Origin of the sequence: Nocardioides sp. JQ2195, from assembly GCF_012272695.1 — a bacterium.
Classification (GTDB): Bacteria; Actinomycetota; Actinomycetes; order Propionibacteriales; family Nocardioidaceae; genus Nocardioides.
The window spans coordinates 2274415-2291931 of the sequence record NZ_CP050902.1; the positions used below are offsets into that span (position 1 = coordinate 2274415).

Here is a 17517-nt window from a genome sequence, read left to right on the forward strand (position 1 = left end):
CAATCATGGAACTCACCACGGTCTGGTTCATCCTGATCGCCGTCCTGTGGATCGGCTACTTCACCCTCGAGGGCTTCGACTTCGGCGTCGGCATGCTGCTGCCCGTCCTTGCCCGGAACGACACCGAGCGGCGGGTCATGATCAACACCATCGGCCCCGTCTGGGACGGCAACGAGGTGTGGGTGCTGGTCGCCGGTGGCGCCACGTTCGCGGCGTTCCCCGAGTGGTACGCCACGTTGTTCAGCGGGTTCTACCTGCCCCTGTTGGCGATCCTCGTCGCGCTGATCCTGCGCGGGCTGGCCTTCGAGTACCGGCACAAGCGACCCGAGGCCGACTGGCAGGCCAACTGGGACCGCGCCATCATCTACGGCTCGTTGGTGCCGGCCTTCCTGTGGGGCGTCGCCTTCGCCAACATCGTGCGTGGTGTCCCGATCGACGCCTCGTTCGAGTTCACCGGAACGACGCTGACGCTGCTCAACCCGTTCGGCCTGCTGGGCGGCGTGGTCACCACACTGCTCTTCCTGACCCACGGCGCGCTGTTCATCGCGCTGAAGACCGACGGCGACATCCGGCACCGGGCCCGCGCCCTGGCCCTGCGCCTGGGAGCCGCTGCGGCCGTGGCCGCGGTGGCCTTCCTGGCCTGGACCCAGGCGATCACCGGGAACGGCAACAGTGCACCGGCCTTCGTCGTCGCCGCCCTGGCCCTGGTTGCCGGCCTCGTCGCGGCGAGTCGAGGTCGTGAGGGCTGGGCGTTCACCGGCACCTTCGTCACGATCGCGCTGGCGGTGGCCGGACTGTTCCTGGCGCTCTTCCCCGACGTGATGCCGTCGACGACGGACGCCGCGCACTCGTTGACCGCGACCAACGCGGCTGCGACCGCCTACACCCTGAAGGTGATGACCTGGGTGGCGCTGGTGTTCACGCCGATCGTGATCGGCTACCAGGCGTGGAGCTACTGGGTGTTCCGCAAGCGGATCGCCACGCACCACATCCCCACCCCCGAGCTGGCCGCCGAGGGAGCCGGTGCGCGATGAAGCCCCTGGACCCGCAGGTCCTCCCCCACCTGGCTCCGGCACGGCGCCCGCTGGCCGTCGTCGTGGGCGGCAACGTGCTGACCGGGCTGCTGGTCGTCGCCCAGGCGTTCGCCGGGGCGGCGCTGGTCGCCGGCGTGCTCGACGCGCCGTCGGGCACCGGCTGGCACGCGGCGGCATGGTGGTTCGCGGGGATCACGGTCCTCCGGGCCGTGCTCGGTCGTGTCGTCGACGCCGCTGCGGCCCGTGCGGCGGGGCAGGTCGGCGTACACCTGCGTGACCTGGTGCTCCGCTCGGCCCTGGCGCAGTCGTCGACCGACCTCGGTCGTCGCCGTCGTGGTGAGCTGACCACACTGGCCACCCGCGGGGTGGCGGCCGTCGAGCCGTATCTCACCCGCTACCTGCCGGCGCTCGTGCTCGCGGTCGTCCTGCCCGTGATCACGCTGGTCGCGATCGCGGCGCAGGACTGGCTCAGCGCGCTGATCGTGCTGCTCACCCTGCCGCTGCTCCCGGTCTTCGCGGTGCTGATCGGGATGACCACGCGCGACAAGGCAGACCGGCAGTGGCGCGCGCTGGGCACCCTCGCCGGGCACTTCCTCGACGTGGTCCGCGGCCTGCCCACCCTCGTGGCCCACCGCCGCGCCGAAGCACAGACCGCCCAGATCCGCGCGGTCACCGACCGCCACCGCCGGGCCACCGTGGACACCCTCAAGCTGGCGTTCGCCTCCTCGGCCGCCCTGGAGCTGATCGCCACCATCTCGGTGGCCCTGGTCGCGGTCTGCGTCGGCCTGCGCCTGGCCGGCGGTTCCCTGGACCTGCGCACCGCGTTGACGGTGCTGCTCCTGGCTCCCGAGGCCTACTGGCCGATCCGCCGCGTCGGCGCCGAGTTCCACGCCGCAGCCGAGGGCACCGCCACCTTCACCGCGATCACCCACCTCACGCGAACGGGCAGTTCTTGCGTCGCGAACGGGCAATTCTTGTCGTCCGAACAGGCAGTTGTTGATGCCTCACCGCGCACCATCCGCCTCGACGACGTCTCACTGGCCTGGCCTGATCGCGAACCGGTGGTGAGCGGTCTCAGCGCACGGCTGCTGCCGGGCACGATCACCGCCGTGGTCGGCCCGTCCGGCTGCGGGAAGAGCACGCTGCTGCACACGCTCCTGGGCGAGCTGCCCGTCGCCGGCGGCATGCTCCGTGCCGGCGGCGACGACCTCGCGGCCGTCCGGCGTACGTCGTGGCAGGCGCGCGTTGCACACCTCCCGCAACGCCCGTGGTTGGTCGCGGACACCATCGCCGCGAACCTGCGCCTGGGCCGCCCCGAGGCCACCGAGGCGGAGCTGTACGCCGCCCTGGCCACCGTCGACCTGGCCGGACTCGTCTTCGCGCTCCCCGACGGCCTGGCCACCCGGCTCGGCGACGAGGGCCTGGGGTTGTCCGCCGGGCAGCGCGCCCGGCTGGCGTTGGCCCGGGTGGTGCTCGCCGAGCGTCCCTACGTGCTGCTCGACGAACCGACCGCACACCTCGACGCCGACACAGAGCGGATCATGCTCGACGTGATCAGGATGGTGGCCGAGACCAGCACGGTCGTCGTCGTGGCACACCGCCAGGCGGTCGTCGACGTCGCCGACCACGTGATCGACCTGGCCACCGTCGCCGTCGACGCCCCGCGCCCGCACGAGCTCACCGGTGCGGGAGGCGGACCGGGAGCCCTCCCCGGAGACGAACCGGGAAACGAACCGGGAGACGGAACCGGAGCCGAGTCGGGAGCCGTGCCGGCACGAGGCGACGCCCTCGCGCGTCGACCCGCACCTGCGCGACGTACCCAGCGGTCAGCGCCGGTGGACGCGGCCGGCCCGGGAGTCGGCAAGCGTCGCCTCGACGGCGCGTGGGGCTGGGCCCTGACGGCCGTGCTGGCCACGCTCGGCGCTGCCTCCGGCGTCGCCCTGACCGCCACCGCTGGCTGGCTCATCGCGCGCAGTGCCGAGCAGCCGCCGATCCTGATGCTCACCGTTGCCATCGTGGGCGTGCGGACCTTCGGCCTGGCTCGACCTGCACTGCACTACGTGGAGCGCCTGCTCGGCCACGACCTCGCCCTGCGCGAGCTGGCCGAGCGCCGTGCAGGCGTCTTCGCCCGTCTGGTGCCCCTGGTCCCGGGCCGCACCGGCCGTCACGGCGACGTGCTCACCGGAGTCGTCGACGACGTCGACTCCCACCTCGACGACCTGCTGCGGGTCCGTCTGCCGATCGCCAGCTGGCTCGGGGTCACCGCCATCGCCGGCACCCTCGCGTGGTTCCTGCTACCCCTGGCCGTGCTGCCGGTCGTCGGGGTCGCGCTGCTCGGAGGTGGCGCCACCCTCCTCATCGCGAGGGCGGGCGCGCGCAGGCACGAGACCGCGTTCGTGGACGCACGTGCCGAGGTCGGACGCCGCAGCGCGGACCTGATCGGCTCCGCCCGCCAGTGGGTCGTCTGGGGTGCCGCCGAGCGGGCCCTGTCCGAGGCCGATGTCGCCGGGAAACGCCTGGCCCGGAGCGCCCAGGGCTCCGTCGCGGGGGTCGCCGTCGGCCGCGCGGTCGCGCTCCTGAGCGCAGGCCTGGGCACCGTGGCGGTCGCGTTCATCGGCGCACCGGGACTGGCCGAGGGCGCCATCAGCGGGCCGATGCTGGCCCTGCTCCTCCTGCTCCCGCTGGCCCTGGCCGAGGTCACCGCACCCCTGGCCGACGCCGGCGCCCTCCTCGTGCGCACGTCGGCCGCCCAGGCACGGCTCACCTCCCTGACCGGGCTGGACCCGGCCGTCTCCGAGCCGACCGCCCCGGCCTCGTTGGACGGCTCTCCGGCAATCTCCGTGCGCAACGCCTCTCTGGGTTGGAGGCCCGACGAGGAGGTGCTCCAAGGACTCGACCTCGACCTGCCTCCCGGACGCCGGATCGGCATCACCGGGCCGTCGGGCTCGGGCAAGTCGACGCTGGCACTGGCCCTCCTCAAGCTGCTGCCCGTCCGGGCGGGCCACCACGACCTGGGCTCCATCCCGGTCGCCGACCTCGACGGGGACGACGTACGCCGTGTGGTCGGGCTGCTCGACGACGACCCCTACCTCTTCGGCTCGACGCTCGTCGAGAACGTCCGGTTGGCCCGACCGAGCGCCACGGACGGCGAGGTGGCAGACGCACTGCGCGCCGCCCACCTCGGTGACTGGGTCGACGGCCTGGCCGACGGGATCCACACTCGAGTCGGCGACGGCGGAGTCGAGGTCTCCGGCGGCGAGAGGGCCCGCATCGGCCTGGCCCGAGCCGTGCTCGCCGGACGCGACGTCCTCGTGCTCGACGAACCCACCGCCCATCTCGACGCGGCCACGGCACGCGCAGTCGCCGACGACCTGCTCAGTGCCAGCGCGGGACGCAGCATCGTGTGGATCACGCACGACACGGTCGGCCTGGCCGAGATGGACGAGATCCTCGACCTCGGAGCGGGTGCCGAGCTGGTGGTCCCGGCAACCGGGTGAGCCCACGACGCAGCACATAGGCTGTCCGGCGATGACCACCCCGGCCCGCGCAACCCACCACTGGTCCGACGTGGCCGGTGCCTACGCCGACACCTTCGCGCACTACTGCGCCGGCACGATTCCGTTGCTGCTCGAACGCGCGCGCCTCTTGCCGGGGGCGACGGCACTCGAGGTGGGCGCGGGCACCGGCCTGCTGTCGGCCCGGATCGTCGAGACCGACGCTCGCCTGACCGCCACGGAGCCCGACCCGGGCATGCTCGCCGCCGCACGGCAGGTGTTGCCCGCGGAAACCCGCCTGGTGAGGGCCGGGCTGCCGCGGTTGCCCTTCGCCACCGGCCTCTTCGACGTCGTGGTCGCCAACTTCGTGGTCAATCACGTCGACGATCCGCGGGCTGGGGTCTCGGAGCTGGCGCGGGTCACCCGGCCGGCCAGACAGGTGCTGTTCACCGTGTGGCCGTCCGGCACCACCTCCCAGGGCCAGCTCTTCGCCCGGGTGCTGGACGCCTCCGGGGTCACTCCCCCGCCTGCCGACCTGTTGCCGCCGCACCTCGACTTCGAGCGGACCCGCGACGGTGTCGCCGCCCTGGCCACCGGCGCCGGGCTCGAGGCCGTGTCGGTGGTCGAGGTGCCGATCAGCTGGCGGATCCGCCCCGACCACTTCTGGCGCGGGATCTCGGCCGGCATCGGCGTCATCGGCCGGGCCCTGCAGGCACAGCCCGAGGCGGTGCGCACCAGACTGCGGGCGTCGTACGACGACCTCAGCCGCGACCTCCTCGACGGCGACGACCTGGTCTTCTCCGCGACCGCACTCCTGGCAGAAGGAGTCACACCGTGACCATCACCCTCTGGACTCGGAGGCCCGAGACCGTGTGGCGTGGGACGAGCTCTTCACCGCTCCCGACGTCCGCGGTCGTGGCGTCGCCCGCAGGTTGATCGAGGCCGTCGCCTGGGCCACCACACGCGGCCGCGCGCCACGGCACACCCGCGAGACCGACGCGACCACCCGCGCAGGAGTTTCGTCGTTCCGGGCACGGTGACGTCGATTCTGGTGGACAGTGCCTCCCATGACCTGGTGGCTGTCGCTGGCCCGGTGGCCGACGTTCCTCCCCGCGCTGTTCACTGGCGCGTGGACGGCGTTCTTCATCGACGAGCCACTCGGGCCGGCACACCTCGCGGTGCCGCTCATGGCCGTGGCCGTCCTCCTGGCCCGCACCCGGCCCCTGCTCCCTGTTCTGCTGCTCGGTGCCGCCAGCCTGACCGGACTGGTCAGCGGTGGCCGCTACGGCTCGCTGGAGCTGGTTGCCGGCGCCGTCCTCCTGCTCGGATGGGTCGGGCGGCGTACGCCGGAAGCGTGGGTCGGCCTCCTCGCGATCGGGCTCACCGCCCTCCCGGAGGCGATGCGCGACGGCATCACGCTCCGCAAGCTGGTCGTCACGCTCGTCGTCTTCGGATCCTTCTGGCTCTTCGGCCGGCTCGTGCGCCACCGCGCCCTGGCCGCAGCCCGTGCCGTGGCCGAAGCGGAGCGACTGGCGGCCGCGGACCCCGCTGCTCTGGCCCGTCCCCGGGCCGAGGCCGAGCGGCGTCACGTCGCCGCCAGTGCGGCCACCGACCTCCGCGCGGCGGTCCACGACATGGTGTCGGCCATCGACCACGCCCTGCTCGGGACGACGCCGACCGTGGCACATCTGCGGCGCATCCGGGAGCGCGGCACCCGAACGGTCGAGGAGCTGCGCAAGCTCCTGCTGCTCCTGCGGGCCGAACCCACGTCAGCAGGGGCGTCGTCCCCGCCCGAGCGCTCGCGGTGGCGTGTGGACCTGGGCCTGGCTGCAGCCGCCGCGTCGGTGGCGGCCATCACCCTGTGGCAGGTCGACGGCTGGGCCGACGAGCGCTGGGTCGCCCTCGCCTATGCCGGAGTGGTCGCGGCGCTCGCCCTCCGGCGTACGACGCCACTCATCGCGGTTGCCCTCCTCGCGACCGCGTTGGCGCTCCTGGCCGTGCAGCCCCCGGACGACCCGGACGCCCTCCTCCTGATGGCGGCCGGCGTGGCCGCGGTCCTGTGGGAGCTCGCCAGCACCGACGACTTGGAGCACCGTGCCCTCGCGGGCATCGTCTGCGTGGCGGCGATCGTCCTGGGCACGCGGTTCGGCACCGACGGAACGGCCTTCATCGCGACTCTCCTGCTGGTCTCGGTCACCAGCAGCCGGGCGTGGGGTGAGCCCGACCGCATCCTGCAGCGAGCCCAGGAGGAGTCCGTGGTGCTGCGCGCTGCGCTCGAGAACGGCGTTGCCGAGGCGGTCCGACGCGAGCGTGTGGTCATCGCCCGGGACCTGCACGACGCCACGAGTCACGCAGTGGGCATCATGCTGATGCAGGTCAGCGCCGCCGAGGCCAACCTCGAGCCGTCGCCGGACAAGGCGATCGCCGCCCTGCGCATCGCCAGGGAGGCCGGCGACCAGGCCCGGACCGCGAGCAGTCCGCTGCTGCCCGGCGAGACCGGCCCGGCCCCAGCCGGCACCACCCCAGCCGGCACGACCCCAGCCGGCACCACCCTGGACGGCACCACCCTGGGCAGTGAGCTGCTGGCGCTGATCAGCCAGTGGAGACGTTCCGGCCTGGCGGTGGAGGCCCGGGTTGACCTGCCCACGCCGACCTCCCCCGAGCTGGCCGGAGCCTGCTACCGAGTGGTCCAGGAAGCCCTGACCAACTGCGCCCGGCACGCTCCCGGGAGCGAGGTGAGCGTGCTGGTGGCCCGACGACGCCACCACCTCTTGGTCCAAGTCGAGGACACCGGACCCCAGGGCGCGGTACCTTCCACTCCAAGCGGCGGATGGGGGCTCTCCGGGCTGCGCGAACGCGTCAGCGCCAGCCACGGGCACTTCTCTGCCGGTCCGGGCAGGCGAGGCTTCACGGTGACGGCTCGCTTCCCGCTCCCCTCGGCGACTCGGAGTGGCACATGATCAGCGTGGTGGTGGCCGATGACCTGCCCTTGGTGAGGAACGGGATCCGCTCGATCCTGGAGGCCGAAGCCGACATCGCGGTCGTCGCGGAGGCCGAGCACGGGCTCCGCGCCGCCGAGCTGGCCGCCCGGCACGACGCGGACGTGGTCCTGATGGACCTGGAGATGCCCGCCCATGACGGCCTGGCCGGGCTGCACAGGATCCGGGAGCAGAGGTTGCGGGCCGCCGTGCTCATGCTCACCCTCTACGACCTCGACGACCACGTCGCGGGCGCCCTGCGATCGGGGGCCGACGGCTACCTGCTCAAGACCAGCCCACCGGAGGAGATCACCGCCGCCGTGCGGGACGCGTACGCCGGCCGGCTGGTGTTCTCCCGCCCTGTCGGCGAGCGCCTGGTCGACGCCTACCTCCAAGGATCCACCGCGCCGGCCCCGTCGGCCAGGCACCTCGTCGAGCGGCTGAGCGACCGTGAGCTCGAGGTGTGGCACGCGTTGAGCGAGGGGTTGTCGAACGCGGAGATCTCCGCCCGCCTGCACCTCAGCGAGGCGACCGTGAAGACCTACGTCACCCGGTTGCTCACCAAGCTCGAGGTCCGCGACCGGGTCCAGGCGGTCGTCCTCGGCTTCCAGAGCGGGCTGCACCAGGCGGCGGTGCCGCGCCCCCGCCCGTCATCCCAAGGTTGACCCGAAGTCGCGACCTTCGGGCGACGCGCCGGGCCCCGCATCGTTCCTAGACTCGGCGACCCGTGCACGGCCTCGATCCGCCGATCGGGCGACCTCGCGGAGCCATCTCGAGACCAGAGGAGTCAACCCCATGGGTCTGCGCACCCTATTGCGAACCAGCACCACCGTGGTGGCGACCACCGTCGTCGCTGCCCTGCTCACCGCACCCGGCGCCAACGCGCACGTGTGCCTCGACTGTGAAACTCCCGAGCTGCCCGAGGATCCCGGCGTCCCCTGTCCCACGATCGCGGCGACCACAGATCCGTGGATCGTGGTCCCCCAGGCGCCGTCCGCACCCAAGGTCGGTGAGGTGGTCACCGCCCGGACCGGAGTCTGGAACAGCAACACCAAGAACCTGAAGGTGATGTGGTTCGTCGGCGACAACGCCGCCACGACCTCGACCTCCCACACCTACCTGGACAACCGCACCTTCAACTACACGGTGAAGGCGCAGGACCAGGGCAAGCAGATCCGGCTGTGGGTCCGCGGCATCGGCGCACAGTCGCCGTGCGTCAAGGACGAGTTCTCCGCCGCCACCGACGCGGTGCAGAACGGCGCACCGCCTGTCAACCAAGCCGCTCCCTCCGTCGCCGGCACAGCACAGGTCGGTCAGACGCTCACCGCCTCTCCGGGGACCTGGACGAACTCCCCGGAGTCCTACAGCTACGCCTGGTACCGCGAGGGCACGAGCACGAGCTTCGCCCACGGGCCCACCTACACGCTCACCCCGGCGGACCTCGGCACGAAGATCCGGGTCGGGGTGACCGCCCAACGCCCCGGACACTTGGTCGGGTTCGAGTACTCGACCTTCACCAGCACCGTCGTCCGGGGCAGCCTCGCGGCGATCTCCCCTCCGAGCATCACCGGGAACCGGGTCTTCGGACAGACCCTGACCGGCGATGAGGGTGAGTGGCCGGTCGGGACCGACATCGCCCGGCACTGGGAGCGCGACGGCTCACCGATCCCCGGAGCGACCGACAACGACTACACGCTGGGACTGAAGGACATCGGGCACTCCGTCTCCTACGTGGTCACCGCCACCCGCGCCGGCTACGACCCGCAGACGAGCCGGATCGGTGGCAGCACTGTGGCCCGAGCCGCAGCCCCGGTGTGGACCGGCAGGAAGATCACCCTCAAGGGCACGCACCAGGTGAGGAAGAAGGTCAAGGTCGTCATCGGCGCCAAGAAGATCAGGACCAGGGCGGACGCTCCCGATGCCAAGGTGCGCTACCAGTGGCTGCGCAACGGCAAGGTGGTCAAGGGGTCCACGTCGCGGGCGCACCGGATCAGGAAGGCCGATCGTCGCACGAGGCTCAAGGCGCGCATCACGATCGCCCGCCCCGGTCACCGCGCGCTGGTGATCACCACGAAGGCCGTGCGGATCAGGAACAACGGCACGAGGATCCGCTGACGCGAAGGTCCGCGCGGTCCCGTGTCGAGCCTCGCCGGCCCGCGTGAGCCGGCGCCGGCCCGGGTCAGCCCGCAATGACGAACAGTCCGCAGGTCCTCGTCGAGGAGGGCCTGCGGACTGTCCGGTGAGTGCAGAGGCAGTGGAGCGGGCGGCCGGTCTCAGGCCTCGATGACGACCGGGACGATCATCGGACGACGCTTGTGCTTGTTGCTCACCCAGCGGCCGATGACTCGGCGTACGGTCTGCTGCAGCTGGTGGGTGTCGTTGACCCCGTCGGACATCGCCTTGTCCAGCGCGTCGATGATCGGCTGTCGGATGCCGTTGAAGGTGTGCTCGTTCTCGACGAAGCCGCGGGCGTGGATCTCGGGCCCGCTGACCACGTGGCCGGACTGCGAGTCGACCACGACGATCACCGAGATGAAGCCCTCCTCGCCGAGGATCCGGCGGTCCTTGAGCGACGACTCGGTGATGTCACCGACCGAGGTGCCGTCGACGAACACGTAGCCGCACTCGACCTTGCCGGCGATCTCCGCCTTGCCGTCGACCAGGTCGACGACCACGCCGTCCTCGGCGATCACCACGTTCTCGATGCCGGTGGCCCGGGCCAGGTCGGCGTTCGCGCGCATGTGCCGGATCTCGCCGTGGATCGGCAGCACGTTCTTAGGCTTGACGATGTTGTAGCAGTAGAGCAGCTCACCGGCGCTCGCGTGCCCGGAGACGTGCACGAGCGCGTTGCCCTTGTGCACCACGTTGGCCCCCCAGCGGGAGAGCCCGTTGATCACCCGGTAGACGGCGTTCTCGTTGCCGGGGATCAGTGACGAGGCCAGGACGACGGTGTCGCCCTCCTCGATGTGCACGAAGTTGTGGTTGCGCTGGGCGATCCGCGACAGCGCGGACAGCGGCTCGCCCTGCGAGCCCGTGGAGATCAGCACCTGCTTGTGCGGGGCGAGGTCGGCCAGCTCCTTGGCGTCGACGATCACACCCTTCGGCACGTTGAGGTAGCCCAGGTCACGGGCGATCGCCATGTTGCGCACCATCGAGCGGCCGACGTACGCGACCTTGCGGCCGTGGGCGACCGCGGCGTCGAGCACCTGCTGGACCCGGTGGATGTGGGAGGCGAAGCAGGCGACGATGATCCGCTGGTCACGGGCGCTGTGGAACACGGAGTCGAGCACCGGGCCGATGCTCTTCTCGGTGGTGGTGAAGCCCGGCACCTCGGCGTTCGTGGAGTCGGTCATGAACAGGTCGACGCCCTCGTCACCGAGACGGGCGAACGCGTTCAGGTCGGTGATCCGACCGTCGAGCGGCAGCTGGTCCATCTTGAAGTCACCGGTGTGCAGGACCAGCCCGGCACCGGTGCGGATCGCCACGGCCAGCGCGTCCGGGATCGAGTGGTTGACCGCGACGAACTCGAGGTCGAACGGGCCGAAGGAGATCGTGTCGCCGGCCTTGACGACGTGGTGCACCGTCTCCCTGAGCCGGTGCTCACGCAGCTTGGAGCCGAGCAGCGCCAGGGTCAGCTCGGAGCCGACCAGCGGGATGTCGCCGCGCTCGCGCAGGAGGTACGGCGTGGCGCCGATGTGGTCCTCGTGCCCGTGGGTCAGCACCAGCGCCTCGACCTCGTCGAGGCGTCCACGGATCGAGGCGAAGTCGGGCAGGATCAGGTCGACGCCGGGGTGGTGGTCCTCGGGGAACAGCACGCCACAGTCGACGATCAGCAGGCGGCCGTCGTACTCGAAGACCGTCATGTTCCGACCGACCTCGCCGAGGCCGCCGAGCGGGGTGATCCGCAGTCCACCCTTCGGCAGCTCGTGCGGCACGGAGAGTTCGGGGTGCGGATGGCTCAAAGTGGATCTCCTCAGATGAGACCGGCCGCCTCCAGCCCCGTGCGAAGTGCGGTCACTTCTTCCTCGTCGAGCTCGACGAGAGGGCTGCGGACGTGTCGGTTGTCGATGACGCCGAGCAGCTGGAGTGCTGCCTTGGCGGTGGTGGCTCCGTAGTTGGGGACGCCCATGACGGCGTCGATCGCGGGGAGCATCCGCGTGAAGATGGTGAGGGCTTCGGCGTGGTCGCCGGAGCGGAAGGCGTCGGACATCGCCTTGATCTGGTTGCCGGCCACGTGGCCGACGACCGAGACCACGCCGGCCGCGCCGTGGGCCAGCCAGCCGAGGTTGGCGATGTCGTCGCCGGAGTAGACCGCGTAGCCGAGCTGCTGCAGGCGTACGCCGCGGGCGAAGTCGCCGACCGCGTCCTTGACCGCGACGACCGACTCGATCCTGATCGCCTCGGCGTAGGTCTCGAGGGAGATCGTGGTGCCGGTGCGTCCCGGGACGTCGTAGAGCATCACGGGGACGCCAGTGGTCTCGGCGACCTGGCGGAAGTGGTGCAGCACGCCCTTCTGGGACGGCTTGTTGTAGTAGGGGGTGACCAGGAGCAGCCCGTCGGCGCCGTTCTTCTCGGCCTGCCTGGCCAGCTCGACCGAGTGGGCGGTGGTGTTGGTGCCGACGCCGGCGACGATCTTGATGTCGGCGCCCACGGCCTCGCGGACGGCGGCCAGGATCTGGCCGTCCTCCTCGATCGAGGTGGTCGGCGACTCGCCGGTCGTGCCCGAGACGACCAGTCCGTCGTGGCCGTTCTCGACCAGGTGCTGCGCGATCTTCTTGGTGCCTTCGAAGTCGACGGAGTCGTCATCGTTGAAAGCAGTGGCCATCGCGGTGAGCACGCGACCGAAGGGCGCGGCGGGGGCAGCGGAGGTCATGGCGACAGGTTATCGCTCACGGACCCGGGTTGAGCGCACAGGTGGCTGCGCGGACACCCGAATTCGTGCTCCCGACTCCCTGTGCCCAGTCTCGACGCCTTCCTGACCGAGCCTCAGACGGCTGGCATGACCTGGTCGGCGACCAGCCGGAGGTGGTCGAGATCGGCCAGGTCGAGCACCTGCAGGTAGATCCGCTGGCTGCCCAGGGCCTCGAACCGCTTGACCTTGGCGACCACCTCGTCGGGGGTGCCGGCCAAGCCGTTCTCCCGCAGCTCGTCGACCTCACGACCGATCGCCTCGGCACGCCGGCGGATCTCGGCCTCGTCGCGCCCGACGCACAGCACCAACGCGTTGGACCAGGCCAACTCCTCCGGGTCTCGGTCGATCTCCTCGCAGGCTGCACGCACCCGGTCGAACTGGGTCTTCGTGGTCTGCTCGTCGACGAACGGCAGGTTGAACTCGTCCGCGTACCGCGCCGCGAGCGCCGGCGTACGTCGTCTGCCGAGGCCGCCGATCAGGATCGGCGGCTTGGCCTGGGTCGGCTTGGGCAGGGCCGGGGAGTCGGTGATCGGCCAGGTGGCGCCGCCGTGGCTGAACCGTTCCCCCACCTCGGTGCCCCACAGGCCGGTGATGATCGCGAGCTGCTCCTCGAAGCGGTCGAAGCGTTCCTTGGTGGACGGGAAGGGGATGCCGTAGGCCGTGTGCTCCTGCTCGAACCAGCCGGCGCCGATGCCCAGCTCGACCCGGCCGCCGCTCATCTGGTCGACCTGCGCGACCTGGATCGCCAGCACGCCGGGGTGACGGAAGGTCGCCGAGGTCATCATCGTGCCGAGCCGGATGCTCGTGGTGTCGCGGGCCAGTCCGGCCAGAGTCGTCCAGGCGTCCGTCGACCCGGGCAGCCCCTCGGTGCCCATGCCGAGGTAGTGGTCGGAGCGGAAGAAGGCCCCGAAGCCGAGTTCCTCGGCGGCCAGGGCGACCTTCAGGAGGTCGTCGTAGGTCGCGCCCTGTTGGGGTTCGGTGAAGACACGGAGTTCCATGACGCCCAGCCTGCCACGCCCGTGCACACGCCCGGGTGTCCTGCTGGGTGCGCGACAGCGGAGGATTTCACGCGCATGCTGCGTGGGATCCTCCACTGTCGCGAGCGTGTGACCCCGGAGCACGCCTCCGTCGACCTCAGTCCGGGAAGCGCTTCCTCAGGATGGGCAGCACGTGGTGCTCCAGCAGCGGTGCGAGGTCGGCGTGGGCCTCGTCGAGTCCCATCCAGCGCATCTCGTCGATCTCGCCGTCGATGCTCGGCTCGCCCTCGGGGCTGGCGAGGAATGCCTCGGAGCGCAGCAGGTGTCCGGGCTCGTTGGCGGCCAGCGAGACGAAGCTGCCGAGCGGCTCGAGGTCGGTCGGGCTCAGGCCCACCTCTTCCTCGGCCTCACGCCGGGCCGCATCGGCGGGCGCCTCACCCGGCTCGAACTTCCCGCCGACCAGCATGAACCTGCCGGTGCCGCGCTTGCGGACGGTGAGCACCTGTCGATCGCGGACGAACGCGACTGCGGCCACCACGATCGTCGGCGGCGCAGCCGTGCGCTCCCACCAGACCCAGTCGAGCCCGGGGCCCGCGGCGCGACCGGTCTCGCGCCACTCGTCCGGGCTGAACTCGGGATACCGGGCGTCACCCTGCGGCTCGAGGTCGATCTCGGTGAGGACCTGGTGGGTGGCGAACGGCATCGCCTGCTCATAGACCTGCGTGCCGCCCGCGATGACGGTGTCTCCCGGCTGGGTCGCGGCGAGGTCGAGCGCCTCGTTAATGCTGTGCGCGACCAGCACCTTGTCGGCGTACTCCCCCGCGCTCCAGTCGCGCTGGCGGGTGACCACGATCGTCGTACGCCCGGGCAGCGGGCGCCCGATCGAGTCGTAGGTCGCCCGGCCCATCACCAGGGTGTGGCCGAGGGTGACCTTCTTGAAGTGCGCGAAGTCCTCGGAGATGTGCCACGGGATCTCACCACCGTCGCCGATCACCCGGTTCCGGGCGTACGCCGCCACCATGACGACCCGCGGGGCGTCAGGAATCGTCGGTTCGGGCATCAAGAATCCACCGTTCGGGCATCAAGAATCCACCGTTCGCGCATCTCAGACGGCGATCGGGGCCTTGATCCCGGGGTGGGGGTGGTAGCCCTCGAGGGTGATGTGGTCGAGGTCGAAGCCGTCGATCTCGGTGACCGACGGGTCGAGCGTCAACGTCGGCAGCGGACGCGGCTCGCGGGTCAGCTGGAGCCTCGCCTGCTCGAGGTGGTTGGAGTAGAGGTGCGCATCGCCGAAGGTGTGCACGAAGTCACCGACCTCGAGCCCGGTGACCTGGGCGACCATGTGGGTGAGCAGCGCGTAGGAGGCGATGTTGAACGGCACTCCGAGGAACACGTCGGCGCTGCGTTGGTAGAGCTGGCAGGACAAGCGGCCCCGAACGCTGTCTCCTTGGGGCGGCGCGACGTAGAACTGGAACATCGTGTGGCACGGCGCCAGCGCCATCTGCGGGATGTCGGCGACGTTCCACGCGGAGACGATGTGGCGCCGCGAGTCGGGGTCGCGGCGGATCTGCTCGATGACCTGCTTGACCTGGTCGACGTGGCTGCCGTCCGGAGCCGGCCAGGAGCGCCACTGGTAGCCGTAGACCGGTCCGAGGTCGCCGTTCTCGTCGGCCCACTCGTCCCAGATCGAGACGCCGCGGTCCTGGAGCCACTTCACGTTGGTGTCACCGCGCAGGAACCACAGCAGCTCGGCGAACACCGAGCGGGTGTGCACCTTCTTGGTGGTGACGAGCGGGAAACCGGCCGACAGGTCGAACCGCATCTGGTGGCCGAACACGCTGCGGGTGCCGGTGCCGGTGCGGTCCCCCTTGTCGGCGCCGTCGTCGAGGACACGCTGGAGGAGGTCGAGGTAGGGCTGCACGACAGCAGCCTACGACGCGTGGTTCCATGAAGGTGTGACCCACTCCGAGCTTGGTCTGATGGTCCTCTCCGGTTCGTCCGGTCGTCTCGAGACACAGCGCTGCGAGATGTTGCGCACGCACGGCATCGACGCCGTCCCGGTGCAGTGGTTCGGCGGCACCGGGCAGCCGAGGACCCCGCGGCGGGTTCCGCTGGAGTCGCTGCTGCCCCACCTCGAGCAGCTCGACCGGCGATGCCGTCGCGTGGGCATCCTCGGTGTCTCCTTCGGGGCGGAAGCAGCCCTGCTGCTGGCGGCGCGTGACGTCCGGGTCTCCGCGGTGATCGCCCTGTCGCCGACCTCGGTGGTGTGGGAATGCCCGGACCTCGAGGACGGCCGTCCGGTGCACGACGCGAAGTGGACCTGGCGCGGTGAGCCGATCGCCGGCGTTCCGTACGTCGACCAGACCGGGCACGCGCTGGCGGACGCGCGCGAGGTGCACGAGAAGAGCGTGGCCGCCCTCAACGGCAACCGGGTCGACTACGACATCCCGGTGGAACGCATCGACGCCTCCGTCATCGTGAGCGCCGGCGGCGACGACCGGGTGTGGCAGTCCGCGGCGTTCTGCGAGGACATCGTCGCCCGTCGCACCCACCACGGACAGGACACCACCCACCTCGTCGAGGCCGGGGCCGGGCACCGCGTGCTGCTCCCCGGGGAGCAGGCGCCTCCCCCGCGCACGGACCTTCCCGCGGGCGGCGACCCTGAGGCCGACCGGGCGCTCGGTGAGAAGGTGCTGGCCGCGATCCTGGAGCTGGGCTGAGCCGTCCGCTCCGCCTGCTGCGCTCCACGTCGCCTTCGTCTGCGCCGACGAGCAGTCGATCGGCGTCATCACCGGCCGATCAGATCGAAGGGCCCTGGCAACTCATGGTGCAGGCTCAGGCGTGCAGGCTCAAGCGTGCAGGCTCAGGCGTGCAGGCTCATCGGACCGTAGACCTCGCGGTCGGCCTCGAAGAGCGTCACCGCGTCGACACCCTGCTCGGCCAGGTCGGCGTAGAACTCGCCCACCCACGACTCGGCGTCCGCCTGGCTGACGAACGTCTCGTCGGCCAGGTCGCCGGTGATCTCCACCACGGCACCCGAGGCGTCCTCGAGGCGCCAGGTCCACGGACGCGGCGGTTCCGGGCTGGGTTTGAAGGTGGTCGGCTCTGGGGGGACGTTGGCCATGGCGTGAGACTAGCGCGCCCGCCTTTGACGAACGGGAGGCACGGTGGCACATTTCGGACTGGTACGTCGTCTCGTGGCGTCGTGCTGCACGTCCCGCTCTGGGGAAGCCGGTGAGATTCCGGCGCTGACCCGCAGCCGTCAAGCCGGAACACCGGACGGGATGTTGGCTCCAAACCGCCGAGGTCTGCGGAACGGGAGCCGGGCGCTCCTCCGGTCCGGTTCACGACCCCGCGTGCCGAACCCAAGAGAAGGTCACCACCCAATGCGTTCGCTGCGCACCACCATCGCCACCGCCCTGTCCCTGGCCCTGGCCGGACTGGTCATCGCCCTGACCCCGTCCACCGCCCACGCCGACGACGTCTACCGCTACTGGGCCTACTTCAGCGTGAGCAACGACAAGTTCGTCGCCCAGGCGGTCGGTCCGTCGTCGTCGAAGCCGAAGGACGGCACCGTCGAGGGCTACCGCTATGCGGCCCCCGCCGACTTCAACAACCCCAACGTCCCCCGTGCCGACCTCAGCAAGGTCACCTTCGAGTCGGTGTGCGGCGACAAGGAGGCCGAGTCCGACCAGAAGCGGGTGGCCGTCCTCATTGACTACGGCGTGGAGGCCGACGCCGCGAAGGGCGCCGAGATCCCCGAACCCGAGGCGTTGTGTGCCGTGGTCCCGACGAAGGCCACCGGGCTGCAGACGTTGCAGGCCGTCGCGCCCGACCTGCGCACGGAGAAGTCCTCCTACGGCCCGAGCCTGTGCGGCATCAGCGGCTACCCCGCCACCGGTTGCTCCAGCGACACCGCCGAGAAGGGCACCCCTGCCGAGGAGGGAACCGTCGAGTTCCAGACCGCCGCGGCGGGTGACGCCTCCGGCTCCGACGTCTCCGGGGCCGACTCCGAGTCCGACGACGACAACCTTCCCGTCCTCCTGGGCGTCGGCGGCGTCATCGTGGTGCTCCTCGCCGGCGGTCTCGTCCTGGCCCGCCGCAACCGCTCAGCAGCCTGAT

Annotated in this window: 14 protein-coding genes and 1 riboswitch; of the genes, 8 read left to right on the forward strand and 6 right to left on the reverse strand. The window is 71.0% G+C overall.

Features of this window, described 5'->3' with window-relative positions; translation table 11 throughout:
• Window positions 1-5: 5 nt before the first annotated feature.
• From cydB to ncot_RS10810, 6 genes are all read left to right on the forward strand, one after another.
• Complete coding sequence (gene cydB, locus ncot_RS10785) at window positions 6-1034, forward strand: cytochrome d ubiquinol oxidase subunit II (RefSeq protein ID WP_168617605.1); 1029 nt, start codon at window positions 6-8, stop codon at window positions 1032-1034.
• Window positions 1031-4531 carry a thiol reductant ABC exporter subunit CydD gene (gene cydD / locus ncot_RS10790; RefSeq protein WP_168617606.1) on the forward strand — a complete coding sequence of 1167 codons (3501 nt, stop codon included), beginning with the start codon at window positions 1031-1033 and terminating at the stop codon, window positions 4529-4531. The genes cydB and cydD overlap by 4 nt, the downstream gene beginning before the upstream one ends.
• Window positions 4532-4562: 31 nt before the next feature.
• Window positions 4563-5366, forward strand: a complete 804-nt coding sequence (locus ncot_RS10795; RefSeq protein WP_168617607.1) for a class I SAM-dependent methyltransferase — start codon at window positions 4563-4565, stop codon at window positions 5364-5366.
• Between the two features lie 229 nt (window positions 5367-5595).
• Window positions 5596-7488, forward strand: coding sequence for an ATP-binding protein (locus ncot_RS10800; protein ID WP_168617608.1), 1893 nt, complete (start codon window positions 5596-5598; stop codon window positions 7486-7488).
• A complete protein-coding gene (locus tag ncot_RS10805) occupies window positions 7485-8171 on the forward strand; it encodes a response regulator transcription factor (RefSeq protein ID WP_168617609.1) in 687 nt (228 codons plus the stop codon). Before ncot_RS10800 ends, ncot_RS10805 begins: the two co-directional genes overlap by 4 nt.
• A gap of 130 nt (window positions 8172-8301) precedes the next feature.
• On the forward strand, window positions 8302-9621 hold the full coding sequence (locus ncot_RS10810; RefSeq protein WP_168617610.1) for a hypothetical protein: 1320 nt from the start codon (window positions 8302-8304) through the stop codon (window positions 9619-9621).
• Between the two features lie 158 nt (window positions 9622-9779).
• Here the strand turns inward: ncot_RS10810 and ncot_RS10815 are convergent, their stop codons facing one another.
• The 5 genes from ncot_RS10815 to ncot_RS10835 all read right to left on the reverse strand — a co-directional run bounded on the left by ncot_RS10815 (window position 9780) and on the right by ncot_RS10835 (window position 15316).
• A complete protein-coding gene (locus ncot_RS10815; RefSeq protein WP_168617611.1) occupies window positions 9780-11468 on the reverse strand; it encodes a ribonuclease J in 1689 nt (562 codons plus the stop codon).
• 11 nt (window positions 11469-11479) lie between these two features.
• A complete protein-coding gene (dapA, locus tag ncot_RS10820) occupies window positions 11480-12379 on the reverse strand; it encodes a 4-hydroxy-tetrahydrodipicolinate synthase (RefSeq protein WP_168617612.1) in 900 nt (299 codons plus the stop codon).
• Window positions 12380-12492: 113 nt separating this feature from the next.
• Entirely contained in the window at window positions 12493-13416 is a 924-nt protein-coding gene (locus tag ncot_RS10825) for an LLM class F420-dependent oxidoreductase (RefSeq protein ID WP_168617613.1), read from the reverse strand.
• A 136-nt stretch (window positions 13417-13552) separates the two neighbouring features.
• A complete protein-coding gene (locus ncot_RS19690; RefSeq protein WP_240937865.1) occupies window positions 13553-14455 on the reverse strand; it encodes a dihydrofolate reductase in 903 nt (300 codons plus the stop codon).
• A 45-nt stretch (window positions 14456-14500) separates the two neighbouring features.
• Window positions 14501-15316, reverse strand: a complete 816-nt coding sequence (locus tag ncot_RS10835; RefSeq protein WP_168617614.1) for a thymidylate synthase — start codon at window positions 15314-15316, stop codon at window positions 14501-14503.
• Between the two features lie 34 nt (window positions 15317-15350).
• Between ncot_RS10835 and ncot_RS10840 the strand changes: the two genes are divergently transcribed.
• A complete protein-coding gene (locus ncot_RS10840; RefSeq protein ID WP_168617615.1) occupies window positions 15351-16115 on the forward strand; it encodes an acyl-CoA thioester hydrolase/BAAT C-terminal domain-containing protein in 765 nt (254 codons plus the stop codon).
• Window positions 16116-16258: 143 nt separating this feature from the next.
• Here ncot_RS10840 and ncot_RS10845 read toward each other — a convergent pair whose 3' ends face one another.
• The gene (locus ncot_RS10845; protein ID WP_168617616.1) at window positions 16259-16519 is read right to left on the reverse strand and encodes a hypothetical protein; all 261 of its coding nucleotides are present in this window, start codon (window positions 16517-16519) and stop codon (window positions 16259-16261) included.
• Window positions 16520-16573: 54 nt separating this feature from the next.
• A riboswitch (cobalamin riboswitch) is annotated at window positions 16574-16695 on the forward strand.
• Window positions 16696-16781: 86 nt separating this feature from the next.
• Between ncot_RS10845 and ncot_RS10850 the strand changes: the two genes are divergently transcribed.
• Window positions 16782-17516, forward strand: coding sequence for an SCO2322 family protein (locus ncot_RS10850; RefSeq protein WP_168617617.1), 735 nt, complete (start codon window positions 16782-16784; stop codon window positions 17514-17516).
• Window position 17517 lies beyond the last annotated feature (1 nt).